We start from the raw sequence: 18,083 nt of genomic DNA, 5'->3' as shown, positions 1-18,083 counted from the left end.
TCTGGAAAGCCCCGACAAATCCCGTATGTTGTAGTGAAACTGGCAGAAAACCACAATTGCTAGTTAGCTAGAGCGCCGAATGCTTCACGCACAGCACCAATTAAAGGGTTTCCAGACAGCTGGCCAACTGCTCGCCAAGGTTACCTAGCAACCGTTCATAACCGTTGGCGTCCGGCTTCAGACCGTCACCCATGGCGTCCAGTTCGGCCAGGCGCACCGGCAGGCCGGCGGTCAAGGTTTCGGCCAGGCGCGGACGCTGCGGCGGCTCGTTGAACAAGCAGGCAGCACCGGCCTGCTGCAGACGCTCACGCATCGCCGCCACATGCCGGGCCCCCGGCTGGACCTCACCGAGGCTGAAGACACCGAGATGGCGCAGGCCGTAGGCGGACTCAAAATAATCATAGGCCTCGTGGAAGACGAAGTACGGCTTGCCGGCCAACGGTGCCAGGCGCGCACGCAGGCGCTGGTCGAGCACATCGAGACGCTTCTCGAAGGCCCGCAGATTGGCCTGATAGTGTGCCGCGTTGGCCGGATCGACACTGGCCAGATCGCTCGCCATGCGTGCGGCGATCAGCCGCGCATTGGCCGGCAGCAGCCACAGGTGGGCATCCAGACTGCCGGGCCGATGGTCATGATCATGCTCGTGGTGCGGATCAGCAGAAGGGTGATGATCGTCATGATGCTCATCGTGACCTGCATGCGCGGCGTGCTCTTCCAGGGTCTCGCCAATATGGCGCAACTGCAGGCCAGGCAAGGTCTGCACGGCCAGGCTCGGCGCACGGCGGTTGTCGACCACGCGCGTCAGGAAGGTTTCCAGGTCCGGGCCGACCCAGTAAAACAACTGCGCCGTGTCAATGCGCCGCAGGTCGGAGGGGCGCAGCGCATAATGGTGCGCCGAGGCTCCAGCAGGCAGTAGCACGTCAGGCGTGCCGACGCCGTCCTGCACCGCTGCGGCAATCAGCTGCAGGGGTTTGATGCTGGTCAGCAACACCGATTCGGCACGCACGACTAGGGAGCACAGGCACATCAGCAGGCAAACGGACAGACGTAGCAGCACGACAGTAACACCAGAGGCAGGAAACGTAATAGAATAACGTCCTTCTTATCAAACGCACCATTTTTTTATGCTCAGACCACTCATTACCAAGACCCCCTTGGTCTGTCTGCCCCATGATCATTCGCACTGCGTCCGCAATGCCTTGGCGGAGGCCGAAGCCCTGTGCGCCCGTCAGGGGGTGCGCCTCACGCCGTTGCGCAAACGGGTGCTGGAGCTGGTCTGGCAAAGTCATCAGCCGCTCGGCGCCTATGACATTCTCGCCACGCTGAGCGAGGAAGACGGCCGCCGCGCCGCACCGCCGACTGTCTATCGAGCCTTGGATTTCCTGCTGGAAAACGGCCTGGTACACCGCATCGCGTCGCTTAACGCCTTCGTTGGCTGCAATCAGCCGGAGCTGGCTCACCAGGGCCAGTTTCTGATTTGCCGCGCCTGCAAGACCGCCATCGAGTTGGAGCAACAAACCATCAGCGACGTCATCGTCAGCGTCGCCGACAGCATCGGTTTCAGTGTCGAGGCGCAGACCGTGGAAGTGGTCGGCTTGTGCGCCGCCTGTCGGGAGGCCGCGTGAGCCAAGACTTATTGCGTCTGAGCGGCGTCGGCGTGCGCTTTGCGGGCCAGGACGCCCTTGACGATGTGAGCTTGCGCGTGCGCGCCGGTGAGATCGTCACCCTGATCGGCCCCAACGGCGCCGGCAAGACTACCCTGGTGCGCGTGGTGCTCGGGCTGCTCAAGCCGGACCGCGGCGAAGTGTGGCGCACGCCGCGCCTGCGCATCGGCTACATGCCGCAGAAACTGCAGGTCGACGCCACCCTGCCGCTCTCCGTACTGCGTTTTCTGCGCCTGGTGCCCGGAGTGGACCGCGCCAAGGCGCAAGCCGCGCTGGCCGAGGTGGGTGCCAGCCCGGTCATCGACCATCCCCTGCAGAAGATTTCCGGCGGCGAACTGCAACGCGTGCTGCTCGCCCGCGCTCTGCTGCGCAAGCCCCAATTGCTGGTGCTCGACGAGCCGGTGCAAGGCGTCGATGTCGCTGGCCAGGCCGAGCTGTACCGGCTGATTGGCAAGCTGCGCGCGCGCCACGGCTGCGGCGTCTTGATGGTGTCTCACGACCTGCACCTGGTGATGAGCGCCACCGATCAGGTGGTGTGCCTGAACCGCCACGTATGCTGCTCCGGTCATCCCGAGCAGGTCAGCGGCGACCCGGCCTTCGTCGAGCTGTTCGGCCAGAACGCCCGCAGCCTGGCGATCTATCACCACCAGCACGACCACACCCATGACCTGCATGGCGGTGTGGTGATCGGCGAGCCCTACCAACCCCACGTCCACGGCCCGGACTGCAAGCATTGATCCCCATGCCCGATTTTCTTGTCAACGCACTGCTCGCCGGCCTGGCCCTGGCCCTGGTGGCCGGCCCGCTCGGTTCCTTCGTGGTCTGGCGGCGCATGGCCTATTTCGGCGACACCCTGTCCCACGGCGCACTGCTCGGCGTGGCCCTGGGCCTGATTCTCGATGTCAGCCCGGCGCTGGCGGTGACGGTCGGCTGCGTGCTGCTCGCCATTCTGCTGCTGGGCTTGCAGCAGCGCCAGCCGCTGGCCTCGGACACGCTACTCGGCATCCTTGCCCACAGCACACTGTCGCTGGGGCTGGTGGCGATCAGTTTCATGGAGGTGCGCATCGACCTGATGGCCTACCTGTTCGGCGATCTGCTGGCGGTCGGCCCTACGGACCTGGCGTGGATTCTCGGCGGCAGTGCGCTGGTGCTGCTGTTGCTGATCCCGTTGTGGCGACCGCTGCTGGCGATCACCGTGCATGAAGAGCTGGCCCGTGTGGAGGGCCTGCCGGTGGCGGCGATCCGCCTCGCGCTGATGCTGCTGATCGCCGTGGTAATTGCCGTGGCGATGAAGATCGTCGGCGTGCTGCTGATCACATCGCTGTTGATCATTCCTGCCGCCGCCGCCCAACGGCACGCGTACACCCCCGAGCAGATGGCCCTGGGGGCCAGCGTGCTGGGCCTGCTGGCGGTGTGTGCCGGATTGGCGCTGTCCTGGTACCAGGACACGCCGGCCGGACCGTCCATTGTGGTCAGCGCCGCGGCGCTATTTCTGCTTAGCTTTGCTCTGCCCAAGCGTGCGTAACGGCGATGCGAGGGCTACGGCGTGACACGGCAAGTTGCGCGGTAGTCAGAGGTGTTCGTGTTGAGAATGTGTCACCCGTTGGACACAGAGGCGGCAAGGCCCGTTTTGGCCGCCCTGTCGTGCACCGGTTAGAATCGCTTTAGCTCGCTTTATTCGAGGCTTATCCCATGCGTTTATCCGCTTCCCGCTGCCTGATCACCCTGGCCATTGTCCTGCTTGTCGCCTGCCAGAGCGCGCCCGAGTACGACAGCCAAACCGTGCTGTTCCAGCAATACCTATCAAACAACCAGTTGAGCCTGGCCGACCAGCAATTGGCCGAGGCCGGCGCTCAGGGGGTCAGTGCCGACAAGCTCGCGCCCTATGAGCGTCAGCTGGCGGATGCCTACCTGCGCCAAGGCCAGGAAGCCCTGCAGGCCGGCGACCTAAACACCGCCACCACGGCGCTGAGCCGGGCGCGCAGCCTGTTGCCCGAGGCTCCGGCGCTGACGGCCGGCTTGGGCGACGCCTTGAGTACCGACGGCCAGGCCGCCATTGACGAGGCATTGCAAGGGCGCAGCGTAGCCCTGCCGCTGCTGGATCGCGGCGATTACGCCGGCCTGCGCGTGCAGTTCGACGAGCTGGCCGCCGAGGTGCTGGGTTGTGCCTGCACGGTAATCCTTGAGGCGCGCGGTTCCTGGCAATCCAACAAGGCCATCGTCCTGCTGGGCGAAAGCCTGGAAAAACACACCCCCGGTGCTCGGGTAGATGTGCAGGTGAGCCACAGCCCGTCCCGCGTGCCACGCCTGGTGCTGATCTCCAACACTGCAGCCGGCGCCGAGTAAGGCGTCGCCTGCAGGCCGTTGCCCTTCCCCCAACGGTGACTTACGCCGGCACCGCCTTAGCCTTGGCTTCACGGGCCCAGACCCGGTGCTTGGCAATGGCGGCGATGAAATCGCCGCTCACCGCCGCCGCGTTGCTGCCCACCAGCACGCCTTCATCCGGATCCAGATGCAGCGCCGTCAGCAGGTCCTTGGCGTCACCGAGCACCGCGATGGCCTTGAGGTGCTTGTAGGCTTCCAGCACGTAATGCAATGCCGTGCCGTTGGTCGCCATCAGGCGCACCGCGTCGCTGCCGCCGGGCAGCACGACCGCATCGAATGCAATCGACGGCAAGCCGGCCATCGAGCCGTCCGGGGTCAGCAGTTGGCCCGTTGCGCTGCCCACCGGGCTGGCCGAAGGCGCAATCAGCTTGACCTTGGCGCCTTCGGCCAATAGAGCTGTCTGCATGTCCGCCACCGCCGCACCGTCGACCCCGTTGGCGATCAGAATCGCAATCTTGCGCGACTTGATAGTGCCGGACAGCAGGTTCATCTGGCTCAGCGCCGGTGACTCCTTGAGGCTGGAGGGCTTGCCGGGCACGGTGGCACCAGTAGGCGGTGCAACCCCAATGGCCGCCGCCACCTGGCTGGCGAGCAACGGGTCGATATTGGCAAGAATCTCGTTCACCTCGCGTTCGCGGATCGCCATGCGCTCCACTTTGCCCAACTCGAACGCGTAGGCCTCGATGATGTGCTCCTTTTCCGGCGCGCTCATGCTGTTCCAAAACAGTGTGGCCTGGGAGAAGTGGTCGCCGAAGGATTCGCTGCGGTTGCGGATCTTGTGCCCTTCGATGCGCTCCGCATAACTCTCGAAGCCACCCCCCACCGGGCCCGGCGGGGTCTCCTTGGGCCAGCCACCGTCGATCGAATTGGGCTCGTAGGAGGCGCGGCCCTGGTGGATGGTTTGCCGATGGAACGCATCGCGCTGGTTGTTGTGGAATGGGCAAATCGGCCGGTTGATCGGGATCTCGTGGAAATTTGGCCCGCCCAGGCGCAACAGCTGGGTATCGGTGTAGGAAAACAGCCGGCCCTGCAGCAGTGGATCATTACTGAAGTCGATGCCGGGCACGATATGCCCGGGGTGAAAGGCCACCTGCTCGGTTTCGGCGAAGAAGTTGTCCGGGTTGCGGTTGAGGGTCAGCTTGCCGATCGGCTGCACCGGGACCAGCTCCTCGGGAATGATCTTGGTGGGGTCGAGCAGGTCGAAGTCGAAACTGTGCTCATCTGCTTCCTCGACCACCTGCACGCCCAGTTCCCATTGCGGGTAGTCACCGCTTTCAATGTCCTCCCACAGGGCGCGACGGTTGAAGTCCGGGTCCTTGCCGGCCAATTTCTGTGCTTCGTCCCAGACCAGCGAATACACCCCGGACAACGGCTTCCAGTGGAACTTGACGAACCGGCTGGTGCCAGCGGCATTGATCATGCGGAAGGTGTGCACCCCAAACCCCTGGATGGCGCGCAGGCTCACCGGGATGGCGCGGTCTGACATGGTCCACATGACCATGTGCGCGGTTTCCGGCACCAACGAGACGAAGTCCCAGAACGTATCGTGGGCCGACGCACCCGTGGGAATTTCGTTGTGCGGCTCGGGCTTCACCGCATGCACGAAGTCGGGAAACTTCATGGCGTCCTGAATGAAGAACACCGGCATGTTGTTGCCCACCAGGTCGAAGTTGCCTTCCTCGGTGTAGAACTTGACGGCAAAGCCGCGCACATCGCGCACCGTATCGGCCGATCCGCGCGGCCCCTGCACGGTGGAGAAGCGCACATACACCGGCGTTTCCTTGGCGGGATCCTGCAAAAATGCGGCCTTGGTCAGCTCGGCCTGGGACGCATAGGCCTGGAACACCCCATGCGCCGCCGTACCACGGGCATGCACGATGCGCTCGGGAATTCGCTCGTGGTCAAAATGCGTGATCTTCTCGCGCATGATGAAGTCTTCGAGCAACGACGGCCCACGGTCGGTGGCTTTCAGGGTGTTCTGGTTATCGGCAATCTTCACGCCCTGATTGGTCGTAAGGGCCTCGCCGGTGGCATCGGAACGCAGGGGCTCGAGTGAGTCGAGTTTGGCATTGTGGTTCTGCCGGTCCGGCGTATCGGTTCCGGCCAACTCGCTGGGTCTGGGTTGAGTGGGGTTGGATTTGGATTGTTTGGCCATTCAGCTTTACCTCGACGTGGTGCGGACTCGGCCGCCGGCGATCGTCTATAGCCGACCGGCAAGCCTCACCAAATGTTCCTGCGCCGGTTTACGAAGCGTGAGAGTTGGTCGGGATTTATCGCCAAATGTAAGCATCTATAGCCAAGAGAACTAAAGATCCCCATGCAAACCGGCTAAACTGCGCCTCTTTTGCGCGGCGTTACGCTCATCATTCTGTACCCACAAGGTTCGCTTTCGTGATCGAGTTTCACCAAGTTCATAAAACCTACCGCGTCGAGGGCCGCGATATACCGGCCCTGCAACCCATCGACCTACGCGTCGAAGCGGGCCAGGTGTACGGCCTGATCGGCCATTCCGGCGCGGGTAAAAGCACCCTGTTGCGCCTGATCAACCGCCTGGAGGAACCCTCAGGTGGACGCATTCTGGTGCATGGCGTCGACGTCACCGCCCTGGAAGCCGATGGCTTGCGCCGTTTTCGTCGCCAGGTCGGCATGATCTTCCAACATTTCAACCTGCTGGCCTCCAAGACCGTCGCCGACAACGTCGCCCTGCCGCTGCGCCTGGCCGGCGAGCTGCCGGCGGCGGAAATCGACCGCAAGGTTGCCGCGCTGCTGCAGCGGGTCGGCCTGGAAGACCACGCCCGCAAGTACCCCGCGCAACTCTCCGGCGGCCAGAAGCAGCGTGTCGGCATCGCCCGCGCACTGGCCACCGACCCGAAGATTCTGCTGTGCGACGAGGCCACCAGCGCCCTCGACCCGCAAACCACCGCCCAGGTGCTGCAGCTGCTGAGCGAAATCAATCGCGAGCTGGGCCTGACCATCGTGCTGATCACCCATGAAATGGACGTGATTCGCCGTGTCTGTGACTGCGTGGCGGTCATGGATGGCGGGCAGATCGTCGAGCAGGGCGTAGTGGCCGATGTGTTTCTGCACCCACAACACCCCACGACCCGCCGCTTTGTGCTGGAAGACGAGCAGGTTGACGAAGGCGAGCAGCATGATGACTTCACTCATGTGCCCGGCCGCATCCTGCGCCTGACCTTCCAGGGCGAGGCCACCTATGCCCCCTTGCTGGGCCGCGTGGCGCGCGAAACGGGCGTGGACTACAGCATCCTGTCCGGGCGGATCGACCGCATCAAGGACACCCCTTATGGCCAGCTCACTCTGTCGTTGATCGGCGGTAATGTCGAGGCAGCCCTGTCGCGCCTGCAAGCTGCCGACGTACACGTGGAGGTGCTGCGCTGATGGACGCGTTCTTCGTCAACATCGACTGGTACGAGATCTGGCTGGCCACCTGGGACACCCTGTTGATGCTGGGTGGCTCGCTGCTGTTCACCGTGCTGCTCGGCCTGCCGCTGGGCGTGCTGCTGTTCCTCTGCGGCCCGCGCCAACTGTTCGACAACCGTCCGCTGTATGCGCTGCTGTCGTTCGTGGTGAACGTGCTGCGCTCGCTGCCGTTCATCATTCTGCTGATCGTGATGATCCCGATCACCGTAGTGCTTACCGGCACCTCACTGGGCGTCGCCGGCGCCATTCCGCCGCTGGTGGTGGGCACCACGCCGTTTTTCGCGCGACTGGTGGAAACCGCACTGCGCGAGGTGGACCGCGGCATCATCGAGGCCACGCAAGCGATGGGCGCGACCACCCGGCAGATCATCCTCAACGCCTTACTGCCTGAAGCGCGTCCGGGGATCATCGCCGCCACCACTGTCACCGCGATTACGTTGGTGTCCTACACGGCAATGGCCGGCGTGGTCGGTGCCGGCGGCTTGGGCGACCTGGCCATCCGTTTTGGCTACCAGCGCTTCCAGACCGATGTCATGGTGGTCACCGTGGTGCTGTTGCTGGTGCTGGTGCAGATCCTGCAAACCGTCGGCGACAAGCTGGTGGTGCATTTTTCCCGCAAGTGAACACCCTGCGGCGACCTCACCTGCGGAGCCGCTTCTCATCCCGCAAAGGAGTTGAACGATGAAAAAACTGCTAGTTGCCTTCGCCGCCTTCACGGCGTTTTCCACCCAGGCCGCCGAGACGCTGAACGTGGCGGCCACCGCCGTGCCCCACGCGGAGATTCTCGAATTCGTCAAACCGACCCTGGCCAAAGAGGGCGTGACCCTTAACGTCAAGGTGTTCACCGACTACGTGCAACCCAACGTGCAGGTCGCCGAGAAGCGTCTGGACGCCAACTTCTTCCAGCATCAGCCGTACCTGGACGAGTTCAACAAGACCCGCAAGACCACCCTGGTCAGCGTGGCCGGCGTGCACGTCGAGCCCTTCGGCGCCTACTCGCAGAAGGTCAATGACCTCGACGACCTGCCCAACGGCGCCAATGTGGTGATCCCCAACGATGCCACCAACGGCGGTCGCGCCCTGCTACTGCTGCAGACCGCGGGCCTGATCACCCTCAAGCCGGAGGCCGGCATCACCGCCACGCCGCGCGACATCGCCGAAAACCCGAAGAAGCTGAAGATTCGCGAACTGGAAGCCGCCACCCTGCCGCGCGTGCTCGGCCAGGTCGACCTGGCGCTGATCAATACCAACTACGCACTGGAAGCTGGCCTGAACCCCGCCGAGGACGCCCTGATTATCGAGGGCAGCGAATCGCCCTACGTAAACATCCTGGTCAGCCGCGAAGACAACAAGGACAGCCCGGCCATGCAGAAACTGGCCAAGGCCCTGCACAGCGACGCGGTGAAGCAATTCATCGAAGAAAAGTACCAGGGCGCTGTGGTACCGGCGTTCTGACGCCGCTTTGCCTCGCGTCCAACGAAGCCCGCCTTGTGCGGGCTTCGTTGTTTTTTGCCCGAGATAAAACGTGGGGCACGGGAATTGCCTACTCTGCTTGAAGCCAACGCAACGGAGGAAACCCCGCATGTCCCTGTCGCCCTTTCATCTGGCCATTCCTGTTCACGACCTGGCCGCAGCCCGGCATTTCTACGCTGAGGTGTTCGGCTGCACCGAAGGTCGCAGTAGCGCGCAGTGGGTGGATTTCGACTTCTTTGGCCATCAGTTGGTAATCCACCAGGCACCGAAAATGCCCCATCAGGAAGCCGCTCATACCAATGCGGTGGATGGCCACGACGTGCCAGTGCCGCATTTCGGCGTGGTGCTGGGGTGGGAAGAATGGGAACGCCTGGCCGAACGCCTCAGGGCGCACGAAGTGCGCTTTGTCATCGAACCCCACGTGCGCTTCCAGGGCCAGGTGGGCGAACAGGCCACGTTGTTTCTCCTCGACCCCTGCGGCAATGCGTTGGAGTTCAAGGCGTTCAAGGATATCGGTCAGCTGTTTGCCCGCTGACCCGAATCCATAAGTCCGGCCCATCAGCGTCCTTGCCACCGTGTCTCACCCTGCGATTGCCTGGCCCGCCCAAGCCAGCGCCAGGCAATCCAGCCCGCCCCCATCAGATAGACCAGCCCACCGGGCACCCACATCAACAAGCCGGCCAGCTGCTGGTCGGCCAAATCCCGCGTGTCGCCGTACAGCGGGACACTGGCGAAGGTCAGCAAGGCACCCAGCAGGCCGGTGTGCATGAGGGTCAGCAGAATCGCCAACAGCGCCACGGGTGTCTTACGTGGCGGTATGCGCAGCACCGACCACCAGAACAGCCAGCCGCTGAACAGGAAGCAACCATGCTCGATGGCATGCCACCAGAGGTTGTCCAGCGCCAGCTGATAGAGCCGGGGCGTGTGCCAGATCCAGATCACCGCGCCGTGCACCAAGGCCAGGGCGGTGGGATGGCGACCGGCGCGCAGGATCCAGGTCCACAACGATTGGCCCAGCCGTCCGGTGAGGGCGCGCCATTGCGGCAGCGGCCGCGCCAGCGCCCAGAGCGGGGCGATAACCACGATAAACAGCATGTGCTGGGTCATGTGCCAGCTGGTACTGGTTTCCGCCCACTCATCCAGCGGACCGAAGATAGCCAGCACGGCGAGCAGCATGGCCAGGTGCATGCACAGCGCCTCACCGCGATGCGGCGCCACCCGGCGCACACCCAAGCCATAAAGCAACCAGGCGCTGCCCAGCAGCAGAGCGGTCAGCAGCAAAGGCAGGCGTTCAAACAAATGCGCATCGAATAATCCATGGGCGCGGACCGGGGATGCCAGCACCAGTAGCAGCCATGCAGCGTGCTTCACAGGCATGGCGGCAGGCTCAGCAGGGGCAGCCCGATGAACGCCGTGGCCAGCGCCGCCACCAGATGCACGCTCGCAGACAAGCGCGCCACGAACCGCTGCGCCGCCGTGGCAGCGGCTAGGCGCCAGAAACGCCAGGCCAGGAACAACAGCAACGCCAGCGTCAGTGCGGTGAACAGGCCCAGCGCCGCATTCAGCCAGGTGGTCGCCCCCGCCTGGGGCGGCGGCGGGGCCAGTTCACAGCCCAATCCCTGGGCGCCATACAAGGCGACAAACCAGAGGCTCCAGATCACCAGACCGAGCGGGATCTGCGCGGGATTGAAGGCCGAGCGATTCATCCCCCCGTGCTCCAGCCCAGGGGAAACAGCATCACCGCCAGGTAGCTGCTCCACACCACCGCCAGGTTGTAGGTCCACAGCTGACCCACCACCAGCGGCTCGTACGGCGACGCCGCGCTCACATAGCCATAGGCGACGCGCCAGGCCTGCAGGCCGGTCAGCAGCGCCGCCAGCATGCAATGCATCAGGCTGTACAGCAGAATCACCAGCACCAGCGCATCGTGGGCGGTGACGCGCGGCTGCAGGTCGGCGCTAAATAACGCAGCGAGCACCAGGGACGATTGCACCAGCGCCAGCCCACACAGTAGGGCCAGTTGGCCTTGCAGCCGGTGATCATCGCCGCGACGCAGGCGCTTGAGCACGCGCCGCAGCCACAGCGTGCCGACACTCAGCAGCAGTGCGCTGCCCAGCAGCCAGCCGCCGCCTTGCCCCGCGCGCTCCGGCACCAGCCAGGCCGGCGCCACGGTCCACAGGTAGAACCAGCCGAATAGCAACGACAGGTACAACGCGGCGTTGGCCAGCAGGGTCACGCCCATCCCCCACAACCCCGGCCCGTCGCAGGTGCGCCAATGCAGCGGCGGATCGCCGGGCTGCGTTTGCGTGTCCGGCGAAGCGGCGGGATGCGCGCCATTCATCCACGACCAGCGCAGCAGCACCAACAGGGTGGCCAGGCTGATGCCCAGCGCCAGCCAATAGCTCTTGAGCAGCAGGCTCAGGCACAACCCGGCGAGCAACAGCGCGGTGTTGAACGGCAGCCACGTATTACCTGGCAGGTGCGTGACCTCGCGTATCGTGCCGGTCAATGGATCGACACCGTACGTCTCGCGCCGGCCATGGTCGATGACCGTCAGCCCATGCTCGCCACGGGCAATGCTGTCCGGCAGCTGCGGGTCGTCCCACAGCGGGTGGCGGCTGTGAACATCCGGCAGGCTGACGAAGTTGTAGGGGCTGGGCGGCAGGCTGGTTGCCCACTCCAGGGTGTCGGCGCGCCAGGGATTCTTCCGCGCGGCCAGGCCGAAGCGGTAATGCAGGAGGATATCCAGCAGGATGGTCGCCACGCCCATGGCCATGACGAAGCTGCCGATCGACGAGACCAGGTTGGGCAGATCCCAGCCCAGGCCGCTGTCATAGGTGTACACGCGGCGCGGCATGCCCATCAGCCCGGTCCAGTGCATGACCAGGAAGGTCAGGTTGAAGCCGATGAATACCAGCCAGAAGCCCCAGCGACCTAGGCGCTCCGACGGCATGCGCCCGGAAAAATGCGGCAGCCAGTAATACAGCCCGGCCATCAGCGGGAAGAACATGCCACCCACCAGTACGTAGTGCATGTGCGCGACCACGAAATGGGTGTCATGCACCTGCCAGTTGAACGGCACCAGGGCAAGCATCACCCCGGTCAGCCCGCCCGCCACGAAGACGATCAGAAACCCCACCAGCCAGAGCATCGGCACCCGGTACAGCGGCTTGCCCAGCCACAGCGTGGCAATCCAGGCGAACACCTGAACGCCGGTGGGGATCGCCACCAGCATGCTGGCCGCCGAGAAGAACGCCAGGGCCAGCTGTGGAATACCGACGGTGAACATGTGGTGCACCCACAGGCCGAAGCTCAGAAAACCGGTGGTCAGCACACCGAGCACCACCCAGCGGTAGCCCACCAGCGGCCGCTGGCAAAACACCGGCAGCAGGGTGGACACGATGCCCGCACCGGGCAGGAAGATGATGTACACCTCGGGATGGCCGAACAGCCAGAACAGGTGCTGCCACAGCAACGGATCGCCGCCGCGCGCCACGTCAAAGAATGGCAGACCGGCGGCGCGCTCCAGCTCCAGCAGGATGCTGCCCAGGATCAGCGGCGGAAAGCCGAACACGATCATCAGCGCCATGACGAGGATGTACCAGGCGTAGATCGGCATCTGGTGCAGAGCCATGCCATTGGCGCGGGTGCGCAGGATCGACACAACCAGTTCGACGCCGGCGCTGACTGCGGAAATCTCCACGAAAGTAATGCCCAGCAGCCAGAAGTCCGAATTCATGCCTGGCGTATACACCGCGCTGGACAGCGGCGTGTACATGAACCAGCCGGCCTTGGGTGCCAGATCGAGGAACAGGCTGACGCACAGGATGATGCCGCCGAACAGGTAGCAGAAATACCCGAGCGCCGAGAGACGAGGGAAGGCCAGGTCGCGAGCCCCGAGCATCTTGGGGATCAAATAGACCGCCAGGCCTTCCATCATCGGCACGGCGAACAGGAACATCATCACCGTGCCGTGCATGGTGAATACCTGGTTGTAGACGTCCGGCTCCATCATCACGTAGCCCGGCACGGCCAACTGAGCACGGATCAGCATGGCCAGCAGCCCGCCGAACAGAAAGAACACCGCGCCGGTAACCAGAAAGCGCAGGCCGATGGTGGTGTGGTTGACGACCGTCAGCGCCCGCCAACCGCGCGGACTGCCCCACACGGCATTGAACTGATCGTGCAACTGCGCCGGATCGGTGGCCGGCGCGCCGGTTTCGCGGCTCGGGTTCATGGCACGAGGCTCTCCAGCCAGATTGCAATGGCATCCAGATCGGCATCCTCCACCACGTCATGGGACGGCATGGCATTGCCGGGTTTCAGCGTCTGGTGTTCGCGCAACCAGCGGCGTAACCCCTCGGCATCGTTGGCAATCACACCCGCGCCAAGCGTAGGCCGCGACGCGAGGTCGCTCAGGTCCGGGGCGCGCTGCCCCTGGGAAATGCCCGCCACGCGGTGACACAGGCCGCAGCGACTGGCAAACACCTCGCCGGCGGAGCCTGGCGCAGGTGCTGCAATCTCGCGCTCGGCTCGCGCTGCGATCCAGGCAGTAAAGGCGTCAGGCGCCTGAGCCTCGACATGCAGAATCATGTGCGCATGCTGGGTGCCGCAAAATTCCGTGCATTGCCCACGAAACACGCCGGCCTCATCCGCCTGCAGGCGCAGCACGTGGCGACGGCCGGGCATCATGTCCAGCTTGCCACCCAGCTTCGGCACCCAGAACGCATGGATCACATCGGCGCTACCCACCTCAATGTCTAAGGGACGGCCCACGGGTACGATCAGCTGATTGGCGGTGACCACGCCGCTGTCCGGGTAGCGCACTTCCCACCACCATTGATGGCCGGTCACCTCGATGCGCAGCGGTTGCTCGCCACCGATAACCGGCAGCGGCGGCAGCAGGCCGCGCCCGGCGGAGAGTCCATAGACCAGCAACAGCACGACGCTGACTGTCGGCAGTAGCAAACCGCCGCCGACCAGCCAGCGCCGTTGCGCGCGCCGCTCCCGCTCGGGACTGACGGTACGTGGCGCACGCAGCATGGCATACAGCCACAAGGCGCTGACCAGCACCAACACCAGCAGTGCAAAAGCACACATGACCCACCACACCAGCGCCACTTCGCGGGCCATGGGACCGGCCGGATCGAGGATCGACTGCACGCCCTGACAACCCGTCAGACTGGGAACTGCCAGCGCCAGTGTGGTCCATTGCAGAACACGGCCAGCCGGACGTGCCAACCAGGGGAAACAGCGGTGCCCAGCGTACGCGAGCCGATTACCAGTAATGCCGCCATCGGCCAGCACCCGCTGCATCCGATGCTGATCCACTTTCCGGTGGCCGCCTTGCTCGGATTGGTGCCGGTGGACCTGGCGTTTTTGTGGACCGACGATGTGTTCTGGTGGCGCGCCGGCGTCTGGCTGGCGGGAGTCGGCGCGTTCGGCGGCTGGGTGGCCAGTCTGGCCGGATTGATCGATCTGCTCACCGTGGCGGAAATTCGCCGCAAGATCACCGCCTGGTGCCACGCCATCCTCGCCGTGATGATGCTGTCGCTGGCCTCGCTGAACTGGCTGCTGCGCTACGAGACCCTGGTGAGCGAGGCCGTGGCGCTGTGGGCACTGTACCTGTCCGTGCTGACGGCCGGGCTGATTGGCCTGGCCGCCTTTCTGGGCGGACGCCTGGTCTATGAACACGCGGTGGGCGTGCAGACCGAATAGCCCGCGCTCAATAGCCTGAGCGGTCCTCTGGCTCACAGGGGCTTGGCCAGGACCAGCCACAACGTCAGGCCGATCAATACCGTTGCCAGACTGCCCAACGCCGCGCACTCCGCCGCCACACGACGTTGCGGCTCGCGCTCGATGCGCAGCACCAACACGCCGCACAAGGCATGACAGAGCACCATGGCGGCGACCACGCTGAGCTTGAGAATCAGCCAGCCTGCCAGGGTGCCATCGCGTAGAAACAGGACCGTGCCTGAGCCAATGGCCAGCAGCGCCGCTGGCGTAGCAAAGAGCGTGAACACCCAGCGCGTCAGGTGGGCGTGATCACGATAGAACAGCGCATCGCTATGGCGGGTTCCGGCGGCAATCAGGGCCGGCAAGTAGAGCAGGGCGCCGCACCAGCACAGCAAGGCGGCAAGGTGCAGCAGTTTGAGCAAGGGCATCCTGGCTTCCCCACGAGGCCGTTTGGCGAACCGTTGTGGGGATTGTGACCGTGCCCGGGCTAGCCGGTTCGCTGTCCATTCAGGAAGCGGGGGTGGGAGCGGGTTACAGAACCGCTGGCATGAGCACCGGTTTGTAGGATGGATCGCGCTTCATCAATCTACCGGGTGGCGATCCACAGGGTGGCGGTCCACCCTCCACAGGCCGGCCTTTATCCTTCGCCTGCCAGCAGCGTCGGCAACTGGGCGGCCAGCTTGGCATTGTTCAGTGGTCCGCGAATAAAACCGCGCTGGCGACCGTCCGGGCCGATGAGGGCCAAGTTACCGCTGTGATCCACGGTGTAATTCGGTTTGCTCTCGTCGCCGGGAATGAAGGGGATGCCCACGCTGTTGGACAACTTCTGGATATCCGCCAGCTCGCCGGTCAGACCACGAAATTCGGCATCAAAAAAGCCCAGGTACTCCTTGAGCTGCTGCGGCGTGTCACGGGCGGGGTCGACACTGACCAGCACCACCCGCAGATTGTCCCGGATCTCCTCGGGCAACATACCCTTGAGCTGGCGCAACTCGGCCAGCGTTGTCGGGCAGATGTCCGGGCAAAAGGTGTAGCCGAAAAACAGCACGGTCCAAGCGCCTTGCAGCTGATCGACGGGCTGGACTGCGCCGTTCTGGTCGATTAATCGCACATCCGGCATCGGCCGGCCTTGTGGCAGCAAAACGATGCCGGCATCCAGCAACTGGGCGGGATTGACCTGGTCTTGGCGATTCAGCGCCTTGGAGACAGTCAGGCCGATCACCACGGCGATCAGCGCAACGAGGATAAAAACGGTGGTGTGGATTCGGGTCATACATTCAACTTCAGGTAGTGATCGAGCAAAAGCGCGATAAATAACAAAAACAGGTAGGCGATCGAGTACTTGAATGTATTGATCGCCGCGTGAGGTCGGCTGTCACGGTACAACGCCCAGGCCCAAAACAGGAAACGACCGCCGAGCAGCAGCGCGCTGACCAGGTACAACGGGCCGCTCATGTGAATGACAAACGGCAGCAGGCTGACCGCCAGCAGGATCAGCGTGTAGAGCAGGATATGCACTTTGGTGTACTGCTCGCCATGGGTTACCGGCAGCATGGGAATATCCGCCTTGGCGTACTCGGCCTTGCGGTGGATCGCCAGCGCCCAGAAGTGCGGCGGTGTCCAGGCGAAGATGATCAGCACCAGCAGCAGCGCCTCGGCGCTTATATGGCCGCTGACCGCCACCCAGCCAAGCAGCGGCGGCGCCGCACCGGCCAGCCCGCCGATGACGATGTTCTGTGGCGTGGCGCGCTTGAGAAAACCGGTGTAGAGCACCGCGTAACCAAGCAACGAAGCCAGCGTCAGCCAAGCGGTCAGCGGATTGGTGAAGACCAGTAGTAGCGCCTGGCCGAGCAGGGCGAGCAGCAGGGCAAAACCCAGCGCGGCACCCGGCGACATCCGGCCCGCGGTCACCGGCCGCTTGTGGGTGCGCGCCATCAGCGCATCGATACGCCGGTCGACGACATGATTGACCGCCGCCGCCGCACCGGCGCACAAGGCAATACCCAGGTTGCCGAACACCAGCACTGTCCAGGGCACTCCCGCCCGAGTAGCCAGAAACATGCCGACCAGCGAGGTAATCAGCATCAGCACCACAACCTTGGGCTTGGTCAGTTCCAGATAGTCACGCCACGTAGCGTTGAGGTGGGTTTGGCTCAAGACAGGGGTCATGACAATGCTCCTTTTGCTCAGGCTCAAGAGTTATCAGGCCGTTTAAAACCTACCTGCGTTGGCAATACGTCATTAAAAAAAACAGCCTCAGAATGCTCATTTAGAACACCTAAACTGCGCTTCTTCGGCTGTTTTCGCCTCGTCCTGCCTGCCTCGCCTACATTTTTCAACGGGCTGATATCCACAAGGGGTTTTCCCCAGGCGTCCAGCGGCCCTGTGCAGCGCTCGGCCAGCGGACTGCGTAGCCGTTCATTGATCAGCACCAGCACCAGCAAAAGCGCCGCGCCGCCGCCGTTATGCGCCACGGCCACCGCCAGCGGCAGGTGCAGCAATACGTTGGCCACGCCCAGGCCGAGCTGTATACCCAGCGCCAGCACCAGCAAGGCAGCCAACCTGCCGCGCCTATGACGCCACAACTGCCAAGCCAGCAGCAGCAACACCAGACTCAGGACCAGCGCGCCTAGACGGTGGCTCATGTGAATGGCTGTGCGGGCATCGCCGTACAGCAGGCCACCCAGGTAATTGGGGCCAATATGCTGGGTGAGGTTTAAACCGTTGGCAAAATCCATGTCGGGCCACCACACGCCCTGGCAGGTGGGAAAATCCGGACAGGCCACAGCCGCATAGTTGGAGCTGACCCAACCACCCAGCATGATCTGGCCGATAGCCAACAGCAAGGCCACTCCAGCCAGCCGGCGCAGGCGCCTCGGGATGGGTGACACCGCCGCCCCGTATCCGGACAGGCGAACGCTGAGCAGAAACAGGAGCGCTAAGGTGGCAAAGCCACCCAGCAGGTGCGCGGTGACCACTTGCGGCCAGAGTTGCAGGGTGACCGTCCACATGCCGAACAGAGCCTGGGTGATCACCACGCCCAGCAATAACAGCGGCAAGCCGAGCGGCTGTCCCACCTCGTTGCGCCGACGCACGGCCTGGATGGCCAGCCCAAGAATCACCAATCCCAGGGCACCGGCGAAGTAGCGGTGGACCATTTCATTCCAGCCCTTGTGCACCTCCAGCGGCGCCTCGGGAAACCGCGCGGCGGCCAGCGCCTGGGCCTGCTCGCTCATCGGCACCCCGAGAAACCCGTAGCAGCCCGGCCAGTCGGGACAACCGAGGCCGGCATGGGTCAGGCGGGTGTAGGCGCCAAGCAGGACCACAACTCCTGCCAACGCGAAGGCGAACAGGCTTAGCCAATAACCGGGCTTGCGCATCCTG

Annotated in this window: 18 protein-coding genes and 1 pseudogene; 9 read left to right on the top strand and 10 right to left on the bottom strand. The window is 64.0% G+C overall.

Annotated elements, in window-relative coordinates; all coding sequences use genetic code 11:
- Positions 1-100 precede the first annotated feature (100 nt).
- Entirely contained in the window at positions 101-1,027 is a 927-nt protein-coding gene (znuA, locus tag ACTV8E_RS00550; protein WP_443198323.1) for a zinc ABC transporter substrate-binding protein ZnuA, read from the bottom strand.
- Positions 1,028-1,124: 97 nt separating this feature from the next.
- Here znuA and zur point away from each other — a divergent pair, with 97 nt between their 5' ends.
- The 4 genes from zur to ACTV8E_RS00530 all read left to right on the top strand — a co-directional run bounded on the left by zur (position 1,125) and on the right by ACTV8E_RS00530 (position 4,010).
- Positions 1,125-1,625 (top strand): zinc uptake transcriptional repressor Zur, encoded by a 501-nt coding sequence (zur, locus tag ACTV8E_RS00545; RefSeq protein ID WP_251835474.1) that lies wholly within the window; start codon positions 1,125-1,127, stop codon positions 1,623-1,625.
- Entirely contained in the window at positions 1,622-2,401 is a 780-nt protein-coding gene (gene znuC, locus ACTV8E_RS00540; RefSeq protein WP_443198132.1) for a zinc ABC transporter ATP-binding protein ZnuC, read from the top strand. Before zur ends, znuC begins: the two co-directional genes overlap by 4 nt.
- A 5-nt stretch (positions 2,402-2,406) precedes the next feature.
- A complete protein-coding gene (gene znuB / locus ACTV8E_RS00535; RefSeq protein WP_273538523.1) occupies positions 2,407-3,189 on the top strand; it encodes a zinc ABC transporter permease subunit ZnuB in 783 nt (260 codons plus the stop codon).
- Positions 3,190-3,356: 167 nt separating this feature from the next.
- Positions 3,357-4,010, top strand: coding sequence for a hypothetical protein (locus ACTV8E_RS00530; RefSeq protein ID WP_443198131.1), 654 nt, complete (start codon positions 3,357-3,359; stop codon positions 4,008-4,010).
- 40 nt (positions 4,011-4,050) lie between these two features.
- On the opposite strand, the gene katE is transcribed toward ACTV8E_RS00530, so the two are convergent.
- A complete protein-coding gene (gene katE / locus ACTV8E_RS00525) occupies positions 4,051-6,204 on the bottom strand; it encodes a catalase HPII (RefSeq protein ID WP_443198130.1) in 2,154 nt (717 codons plus the stop codon).
- Positions 6,205-6,440: 236 nt separating this feature from the next.
- Between katE and ACTV8E_RS00520 the strand changes: the two genes are divergently transcribed.
- The 4 genes from ACTV8E_RS00520 to ACTV8E_RS00505 all read left to right on the top strand — a co-directional run bounded on the left by ACTV8E_RS00520 (position 6,441) and on the right by ACTV8E_RS00505 (position 9,498).
- The gene (locus ACTV8E_RS00520; protein WP_443198129.1) at positions 6,441-7,448 is read left to right on the top strand and encodes a methionine ABC transporter ATP-binding protein; all 1,008 of its coding nucleotides are present in this window, start codon (positions 6,441-6,443) and stop codon (positions 7,446-7,448) included.
- Complete coding sequence (locus tag ACTV8E_RS00515; protein ID WP_251835469.1) at positions 7,448-8,113, top strand: methionine ABC transporter permease; 666 nt, start codon at positions 7,448-7,450, stop codon at positions 8,111-8,113. Before ACTV8E_RS00520 ends, ACTV8E_RS00515 begins: the two co-directional genes overlap by 1 nt.
- Before the next feature lie 58 nt (positions 8,114-8,171).
- A complete protein-coding gene (locus ACTV8E_RS00510; protein ID WP_251835468.1) occupies positions 8,172-8,945 on the top strand; it encodes a MetQ/NlpA family ABC transporter substrate-binding protein in 774 nt (257 codons plus the stop codon).
- A gap of 127 nt (positions 8,946-9,072) precedes the next feature.
- Complete coding sequence (locus ACTV8E_RS00505) at positions 9,073-9,498, top strand: VOC family protein (protein WP_443198128.1); 426 nt, start codon at positions 9,073-9,075, stop codon at positions 9,496-9,498.
- Between the two features lie 23 nt (positions 9,499-9,521).
- On the opposite strand, the gene ACTV8E_RS00500 is transcribed toward ACTV8E_RS00505, so the two are convergent.
- From ACTV8E_RS00500 to coxB, 4 genes are read right to left on the bottom strand one after another with little or no spacing between them, the layout of a single operon-like run.
- On the bottom strand, positions 9,522-10,340 hold the full coding sequence (locus ACTV8E_RS00500; protein ID WP_443198127.1) for a cytochrome c oxidase assembly protein: 819 nt from the start codon (positions 10,338-10,340) through the stop codon (positions 9,522-9,524).
- Positions 10,331-10,669, bottom strand: a complete 339-nt coding sequence (locus tag ACTV8E_RS00495; protein ID WP_443198126.1) for a hypothetical protein — start codon at positions 10,667-10,669, stop codon at positions 10,331-10,333. Before ACTV8E_RS00495 ends, ACTV8E_RS00500 begins: the two co-directional genes overlap by 10 nt.
- On the bottom strand, positions 10,666-13,200 hold the full coding sequence (gene ctaD, locus ACTV8E_RS00490; RefSeq protein WP_443198125.1) for a cytochrome c oxidase subunit I: 2,535 nt from the start codon (positions 13,198-13,200) through the stop codon (positions 10,666-10,668). Before ctaD ends, ACTV8E_RS00495 begins: the two co-directional genes overlap by 4 nt.
- A complete protein-coding gene (coxB, locus tag ACTV8E_RS00485; RefSeq protein ID WP_443198322.1) occupies positions 13,197-14,096 on the bottom strand; it encodes a cytochrome c oxidase subunit II in 900 nt (299 codons plus the stop codon). The genes ctaD and coxB overlap by 4 nt, the downstream gene beginning before the upstream one ends.
- A 123-nt stretch (positions 14,097-14,219) precedes the next feature.
- Here coxB and ACTV8E_RS00480 point away from each other — a divergent pair, with 123 nt between their 5' ends.
- Positions 14,220-14,681, top strand: a complete 462-nt coding sequence (locus tag ACTV8E_RS00480) for a DUF2231 domain-containing protein (RefSeq protein ID WP_273538539.1) — start codon at positions 14,220-14,222, stop codon at positions 14,679-14,681.
- Positions 14,682-14,713: 32 nt separating this feature from the next.
- Here ACTV8E_RS00480 and ACTV8E_RS00475 read toward each other — a convergent pair whose 3' ends face one another.
- The 4 genes and pseudogenes from ACTV8E_RS00475 to ACTV8E_RS00460 form a co-directional block, all read right to left on the bottom strand.
- Complete coding sequence (locus ACTV8E_RS00475; protein WP_251835462.1) at positions 14,714-15,127, bottom strand: CopD family protein; 414 nt, start codon at positions 15,125-15,127, stop codon at positions 14,714-14,716.
- A gap of 209 nt (positions 15,128-15,336) precedes the next feature.
- The gene (locus ACTV8E_RS00470; protein WP_273538543.1) at positions 15,337-15,972 is read right to left on the bottom strand and encodes an SCO family protein; all 636 of its coding nucleotides are present in this window, start codon (positions 15,970-15,972) and stop codon (positions 15,337-15,339) included.
- Positions 15,969-16,868, bottom strand: coding sequence for a heme o synthase (cyoE, locus tag ACTV8E_RS00465; protein WP_443198124.1), 900 nt, complete (start codon positions 16,866-16,868; stop codon positions 15,969-15,971). The genes ACTV8E_RS00470 and cyoE overlap by 4 nt, the downstream gene beginning before the upstream one ends.
- Before the next feature lie 227 nt (positions 16,869-17,095).
- Positions 17,096-18,079: pseudogene (locus ACTV8E_RS00460) on the bottom strand (COX15/CtaA family protein); the annotation flags it as partial.
- Positions 18,080-18,083 lie beyond the last annotated feature (4 nt).

Origin of the sequence: Pseudomonas sp. B392_1p (assembly GCF_052245235.1) — a bacterium.
Taxonomy (GTDB): domain Bacteria; phylum Pseudomonadota; class Gammaproteobacteria; order Pseudomonadales; family Pseudomonadaceae; genus Serpens; species Serpens gallinarum.
The sequence above is the reverse complement of the archived record's forward strand: the minus strand, read 5'-3'. Positions and strand labels throughout refer to the sequence as shown.